Below are 6,443 nucleotides of genomic sequence, written 5' to 3'. Positions count from 1 at the left end.
GAAGAAGATCAGCAGGCCACCAGCATCGGCGTGTTTGCCCAGAACGTGTTCTCGCTGACCCGGGATCTGGAGCTGACCACCGGCCTGCGCTACGACTATCTCGATTTCGATATCGACGACGCCTTCATCACCGCAACCGACCCCGACGACTCCGGCTCGCGCACCTATCACGAAGTCTCCGCCAACGCCGGCCTGAGCTATGCCTGGGCCGAGCGCCAGCGGGTATACGCCAACGTGGCCAATGCCTTCGAATCCCCCACCTTTACCGAATTCGCCGATCCGGCCGGCAACGGCGGCTTCAACAGCGACCTGGATCCGCAGAAAGCCACCCAGTACGAAATCGGCGCCAAGGGCGAGTTCGGCAGCCGCGCCCGTTATCAGATCAGCGCCTTCTGGATCGACGTACGCGACGAGCTGGTGGTGTTCAACGACGACGGCCGGCGCGATTTCTACGAAAACTCCGGCAAGTCGCGCCGCAAGGGACTGGAAGCCAAGCTCGAGTACGCCTTCAACGACGAACTATCGGCGATGGCGGCCTACACCCTCGCCGACTACGAATATCGCGAATTCGTCGATGACAGCGGCAACGACTATGCAGGCAATGCCATTCCCGGCCTGCCCGAGGAACGCCTGTTCGCGGAGCTGGCCTGGCGCGACGCGGATGTGGGCTATGCCACGCTGGACATGCGCTATGCCGGCTCGTTCTATGCCGACAACGCCAATACCGCCAAGATCGACCACGCATGGATCTTCAACGGCCGCGTCGGCAAGACCATCGAGGCCGGCGAAGACACGCTCACCGTCTATTTCGGCATCGACAACCTGTTCGACGAAGTCTATTTCGACAACATTCGTATCAATGCCTTCGGCGGGCGTTACTACGAGCCCGCGCCGGACCGCACCTTCTATACCGGGCTGGCCTACGAGCTATAGCGAGATGCGGGCCGCCGATGTGCGGCCCGCGCGCAGATCAGCTGTCGGCAAGAAAGCGCTGCAGCGTCTCGGCGTCGAGCTTGTCGAGTTTGACGATTTCGGAGCTGGCCTGGGCAGCCGCGCCTTCGGGCTTGCGGCGCAGAATCACCAGCGGCTGATAGGCATCGAACTCGGCGATACGAAACGCCACCGTCGGGTCGCGCTCGACATCGCCGGGGCCATGAATACCGCAACGCACGACCGACCATTCGGTATGCGCCTGTTCGAAGTATTCCCAGCCGTCGGCCTCGGCGGCCTTTCGAAACGCGGGCGCGACCAGCGACTCGAGCGTCTCGCGCACCTGCTTTTCGATCGTGGCCCGACGTTCGGCCAGACGCTCGTTCGCGCCGAGTTTGGACTGTACTTCATCGGTGGTGACTTCAAGCCAGCTAAGCGCCACGAGACTCTACCTGTATGAACAAATAAACGGCGGCCAAGCGTAAGCGCTGGCGTGTTCGTGTACAAGCGTTTACAGATGACAGCGAGGGCAACCTCTGTACAAGACGCCGTGGTCGTTCCGACGTGCGTCACGCATGGCGGGCCCGAAAAGACAGGCGTGGCGTGCCCGTTGCACGCAAGCGAGGCCTCGGCGCCGGCCAGGCGCGCAATGAGCGGCTCGTCAAGCCGCGATTCGTCACAGCCTCGGCCTCGAATACAGCACAAGCGAGTCGCCTTGCCGACCCTGACCTGTCAAACCGGCAGGCGCTGCGCTCTCGCGCGCCTTGTCACAACGAATTCGAGCACTCGAACGCGCACCGCGCCCGGTTAGATAGACCGGCCCTAGCCGGCCTTCGGCTGGCGCGCCCGACTTGAGGACGGCGTGTCCGGCTTTTCGTAGCCGCAGCTTGCGCGGGCCTGGTCGGCAGCATCCACCAATAGATCGAGCATGGGCTGGCGTTGTTCGGCATTCACGCCTTGGGCCAGTGCCTTACGCGCGGCCGCCGCAGCGCGCTCGACTTCGGCCAGATCGCTTGCGCACTGGCTGTCGCTCGGGGTTACAAACAACGTCGTGCAGCCGGACAACGCGACCATCATGGCCATGGGGCCAGCAGCTTTCAGAACTGACTTCGCCATCGGGATATTCCTTTTGCGCACGGTGTGAAAATCGCCCGGACGCGGGTTGTTACGAGCCGGCCTCGTCGATCAGCGCCAGAAACCCGGCTTCGTCGAGCAGGGTGACGCCGAGTTTCTCGGCCTTGTCGCGCTTGCTACCAGGGCTGTCGCCGGCCACCACGTAATCCGTTTTCTTGGATACGCTGGAGGTGACCCGCCCGCCGCGGGCTTCGATACGCGCCTTGGCCTCGTCGCGGGTCAGGCTGTCCATGCTGCCGGTGAGCACGAAGGTCTGGCCGGCCAGCGGCTGCGGGGTGTCGTCGGTATCGACCGTTTCCCAGGCAACGCCGGCGGCAATAAGCGCATCGATGACGTCGAGATTACGCTGTTCGCTGAAAAAATCCGCAATACAGTGTGCGACCCGCGCGCCCACGCCGGGCACCGCCTGCAGGCCTTCGGCGCTGAGCATGCGATCGCGCGCGGCACGATTGTCCGGATGCGTCTGCTCGGCGTGCGCGACCCGTTCGAGATAGGCCTTGGCCTCGCCGCGCAGGGCATCCAGCGTGCCGAAATGCCGGGCCAGATCGCGGGCCATCGTTTCGCCCACTTCGCGAATGCCCAGCGCGAAGACGAAGCGCTCCAGCGTGGTCTGTTTGCTGGCCTCGATCGAGGCCAGAAGATTGGCGACCGACTTCTCGCCGTAGCCTTCGCGTTCGACCAGCGCATCGCGATGGCTGTGCAGGGCAAAGATATCGGCCGGCGATTCGAGCAGGCCTTCGTCCACGAAGGCTTCGATCTGGCGATCGCCCAGGCCTTCGATATCCAGCGCCCGGCGCGAGGCAAAGTGCTTGAGCGCTTCGCGACGCTGTGCGGCACAGACCAGCCCGCCGGTACAGCGGGCCACTGCCTCGCCTTCGACACGCTCGACCGCCGAGCCGCATACCGGGCATTCAGCCGGCAATTCGATCGGCGTTGAATTTTCGCCCCGGCGCGCGACTTCCTTGACCTCGGGTATGACGTCCCCGGCCCGGCGTACGACCACGGTATCGCCCACGCGCACGTCCTTGCGGGCGATTTCGTCCATGTTGTGCAGGGTGGCGTTGGAAACCGTCACCCCGCCCACGAAGACCGGCGCGAGCTTGGCAACCGGCGTGAGCGCGCCGGTGCGCCCCACCTGAAATTCCACCGCGTTCAAAAGCGTGGTGGTTTCTTCGGCCGGGAACTTGCGCGCAATCGCCCAACGCGGCGCGCGTGCCACGAAACCGAGTTCATCGCGCACGGCGGCATCATCGACCTTGAATACGCAGCCGTCGATTTCGATATCCAGATTCGCACGCCGCTCGGCCATCGCCTCGTAGTAAGCCTTGCAGCCGTCCAGCCCCTGTACGCGGTCGACGTGCTCGCTGATCTGAAAGCCCCAGGCCTGGAGCTGCTGCAACTGCGCGTACAGACTCGACGGCAGCGTCATGCCATCGACACGGCCGATGCCATAGCCCATGAAGGCCAGCGGCCGGCGCGCCGTAATCGTCGAATCCAGCTGGCGCAGGCTGCCGGAGGCGGCATTACGCGGGTTGACGAACGCTTTCTGGCCTTCGCTTTCCAGCCGCTCGTTGAGCGCGTTAAAGCGCGAGCGCGCCAGCACCACTTCGCCGCGAATTTCGATGAAGTCGGGCACGTGTTCACCGGCAAGACGCAGCGGCAGATTACGAATGGTGCGGGCGTTGGGGGTGATGTCTTCGCCGGTGATGCCGTCACCGCGCGTGGTCGCCCGTACCAGTACGCCGTTTTCGTAGCGCAGGTTGAGCGCGGTGCCGTCGAACTTGGGCTCGGCGCAGTAGGCCAGCGCGCCGCCGTCTACGGCCTCGCGCGCGCGGCGATCGAATTCCGCCAGCTCGTCGTCGTCGAAGCAGTTGCCCAGCGACAGCATGGGCGTGGCGTGATCGACCGACTCGAACTTGTCCGACGGCGGCGCACCCACCCGCTGGGTAGGCGAATCCGACGTGATCAGTTCCGGGTGCTCGGCCTCGAGATCCTGCAGCTCACGAAACAGCCGGTCGTATTCGGCGTCCGAGATCGTTGGATCGTCGTCGACGTAATACGCCCGGCTGTGTTCGCGCAGCTGTTCGGCGAGCTGCGCCGCCCTTTGGCTTGTGGCGCTGCTTGCCGCCACTACCGGCGCTTGGCGATCTTCGCGCGCCGGTCGAGATCGGCGACCTTATCCAGCATGTACTGGGCGGTCTGGGCCTTGAGCAGTGCGCGCTTGTCGTCGAGCACTTCGCCACCCAGGGCCTGGGCCAGTCCGTTGGCGGTTTCCATCATGTCGCGCAGGGCGGCGCCACCTTGAATCGGCCCCGGCACCACCGTGTACAACACCAGACCGGGCGTATGCAGATGATCCTGATCGACCGGATCGAGCGTGCCCGGTTTGACCATGTTGGCCACCGCGAACACCGATTCCGGAATGCCGTGGGTTTCGGTCACGCGGTGGAACTGATCGTTGATGCCGAACTTCAGATCCTGCGACTGCAGGGCCACATGCACGTCCGGACCGTCGAACATGCGCCCTGCGGGCGCGGCCACGTGCAACAGGAACACTTCACGGTCGGCGCCGGGCGGCGCGCTCGGCGCGCGCATGATCTCGACCCGCTCGCTACCGCCGGGCGCGGCCTGGGCTTGCTTGTCTGCCTCGGCTGCGACGGCGTCCTGTTCTTCCGGCAGCGGCTTGGGTTCGGCGCCGCGTTTCTTGTAGGCCGTCCAGGAGGCTTCCACGCCCTGCCCACCGCCGGTTTCGTATTCGTGCTCGTCAAGCGGAGCGTCTACCTTGCCGGCGGCGCGCCGACTGGCCGGGGTGTTTTTCGACAGCGTCCGCACGCCCACCACGTAGGAATCGCCGCCCAAGGATTCGCCATGCTCGCCTGTGTCCGGACTGTCTTCGCCGGCGCCCCGCGGCGTGTCGTCCATACCCCGCCAGGGATCGTCGCCCGCCTGACGGCGCATGTACCAATAGGCACCGCCGACCACGGCGATCAAGAGAATGAGAAGAAGCCATTGCACGATAGACATAGGCGCTTTAGTCGATAAGTTGCGTGGCGCCGGCTCAGCCGGCCATGTCGAGGGCTTGATCGATATCGACGCTGACCAGCCGGGACACCCCGGGCTCGGCCATGGTCACGCCGTGCAGTTGCTCGGCGAGCGACATCGTCAGCTTGTTGTGCGTAATCACGATGAACTGAACCTGGGCCGACATCCGCCGTACGAGTTCGCAAAAACGCGACACGTTGGCGTCGTCGAGCGGTGCATCGATTTCATCCAGCATACAAAACGGTGCCGGGTTGAGTTCGAACAGGGCGAATAATAGCGCAACCGCGGTCAACGCCTTCTCTCCGCCCGACAACATTTGAATCGAGGCGTTGCGTTTGCCCGGCGGGCGCGCCATCACGCGGATGCCGGTGGACAGCCAGTCGTCCTCGGTGAGCTCGAGCGCGGCTTCGCCGCCGCCGAACAATTCCGGGAACATGTCCGCAAACCGCGCGTTGACCTGTTCGTAGGTCGCCTTGAAGCGCGCCCGGGTTTCGCGGTCGATACGGGCGATTGCGCTTTCCAGGGTTTCCAGCGCTTCGGTCAGATCGGCGTGCTGTTCGCCCAGATAGCGCTCGCGCTCGGCCTCGGCGTCGTATTCCTCGATCGCGGCGAGGTTGATCGCGCCCAGGCGCTGAATCTTGCGTTCGAGCGCGTCGATGGCCGACGTGCAGCTTTCGATGGTCGCGCCGTCTTCGAGGCCGGCCACCAGTGCCGTCGGCGTTTCGCCGAGTTCTTCGATCTGTTCGGCGATGCCGGCACGGCGCACGCCGGTGGTTTCGACATCGATCTTGGCCTGTTGCAGGCCTTCGCGGGCCGTATCCACGCCCTGCTCGGCCTGCATGAGCTGTTGCGAAACGTCTTGCAGCGCCTTTTCGCTTGTCTTGAGCGCTTCGCGCGCTGCGCGCAGCTCGCGCTCGGCGCGGTGTTGGGCTTCCAGCGCCTGCTCGTGTTCGCTTTCGTCCGCTGCGGGGGCGGCCTCGTCGACGGCGTCGGCGGCCTGGTCATCGAAACCGGCCAGACGCGCCTCGACGTCGGCATGGGCGGTACGCGTATCGGCCAGCCGCTGGTCGATCGACTGCGCCCGGCTGCGGTTCTGTTCGCTGCGCGTTTCGATTTCGCGCAGCGCCCGTTCGGCCTCGGCATGGGCCTTGCGGGCAGCGTCACGCGCGCTGCGGCTTTCGGCAAGTTGCGCCTGGGCCTGGCGCCGGGCCTCGGTGAAGGCCTCGGCCTTTTCCTCCAGCGCGGCGACCTGGCCGTTCAGCCGCTCGGCCTCGCCGTCGGCCTCGGCGATCTGCTTGTCGAGGTCGGCGAGTTCCGTGTCCAGTTCATTGCGACGG

At 65.0% G+C, this 6,443-nt stretch carries 5 protein-coding genes and 1 pseudogene; 1 reads left to right on the top strand and 5 read right to left on the bottom strand.

What is annotated here, in order from left to right; genetic code table 11:
- The coding region (locus ABNU97_RS16630; RefSeq protein WP_348767785.1) for a TonB-dependent receptor at nucleotides 1–933 on the top strand (933 nt) is incomplete at its 5' end.
- 37 nt (nucleotides 934–970) lie between these two features.
- Here the strand turns inward: ABNU97_RS16630 and ABNU97_RS16625 are convergent.
- The 5 genes and pseudogenes from ABNU97_RS16625 to ABNU97_RS16605 form a co-directional block, all read right to left on the bottom strand.
- Complete coding sequence (locus tag ABNU97_RS16625; protein WP_348767784.1) at nucleotides 971–1,372, bottom strand: hypothetical protein; 402 nt, start codon at nucleotides 1,370–1,372, stop codon at nucleotides 971–973.
- Between the two features lie 380 nt (nucleotides 1,373–1,752).
- Nucleotides 1,753–2,046, bottom strand: coding sequence for a hypothetical protein (locus tag ABNU97_RS16620; RefSeq protein WP_348767783.1), 294 nt, complete (start codon nucleotides 2,044–2,046; stop codon nucleotides 1,753–1,755).
- Between the two features lie 49 nt (nucleotides 2,047–2,095).
- Nucleotides 2,096–4,195 carry an NAD-dependent DNA ligase LigA gene (gene ligA, locus ABNU97_RS16615; RefSeq protein WP_348767782.1) on the bottom strand — a complete coding sequence of 700 codons (2,100 nt, stop codon included), beginning with the start codon at nucleotides 4,193–4,195 and terminating at the stop codon, nucleotides 2,096–2,098.
- On the bottom strand, nucleotides 4,195–5,088 hold the full coding sequence (locus ABNU97_RS16610; protein ID WP_348767781.1) for a cell division protein ZipA C-terminal FtsZ-binding domain-containing protein: 894 nt from the start codon (nucleotides 5,086–5,088) through the stop codon (nucleotides 4,195–4,197). Before ABNU97_RS16610 ends, ligA begins: the two co-directional genes overlap by 1 nt.
- Before the next feature lie 34 nt (nucleotides 5,089–5,122).
- Nucleotides 5,123–6,443: pseudogene (locus tag ABNU97_RS16605) on the bottom strand (chromosome segregation protein SMC); the annotation flags it as partial.

The sequence above is a fragment of the uncultured Salinisphaera sp. genome (assembly GCF_964012375.1).
Classification (GTDB): Bacteria; Pseudomonadota; Gammaproteobacteria; order Nevskiales; family Salinisphaeraceae; genus Salinisphaera.
The sequence above is the reverse complement of the archived record's forward strand: the minus strand, read 5'-3'. Positions and strand labels throughout refer to the sequence as shown.

What these genes read in the sequence shown, in the direction of transcription:
- ABNU97_RS16610 (WP_348767781.1), bottom strand. Translation starts at nt 5,088, where the DNA reads ATGTCTATCGTGCAATGGCTTCTTCTCATTCTCTTGATCGCCGTGGTC.
- ABNU97_RS16620 (WP_348767783.1), bottom strand. Translation starts at nt 2,046, where the DNA reads ATGGCGAAGTCAGTTCTGAAAGCTGCTGGCCCCATGGCCATGATGGTC.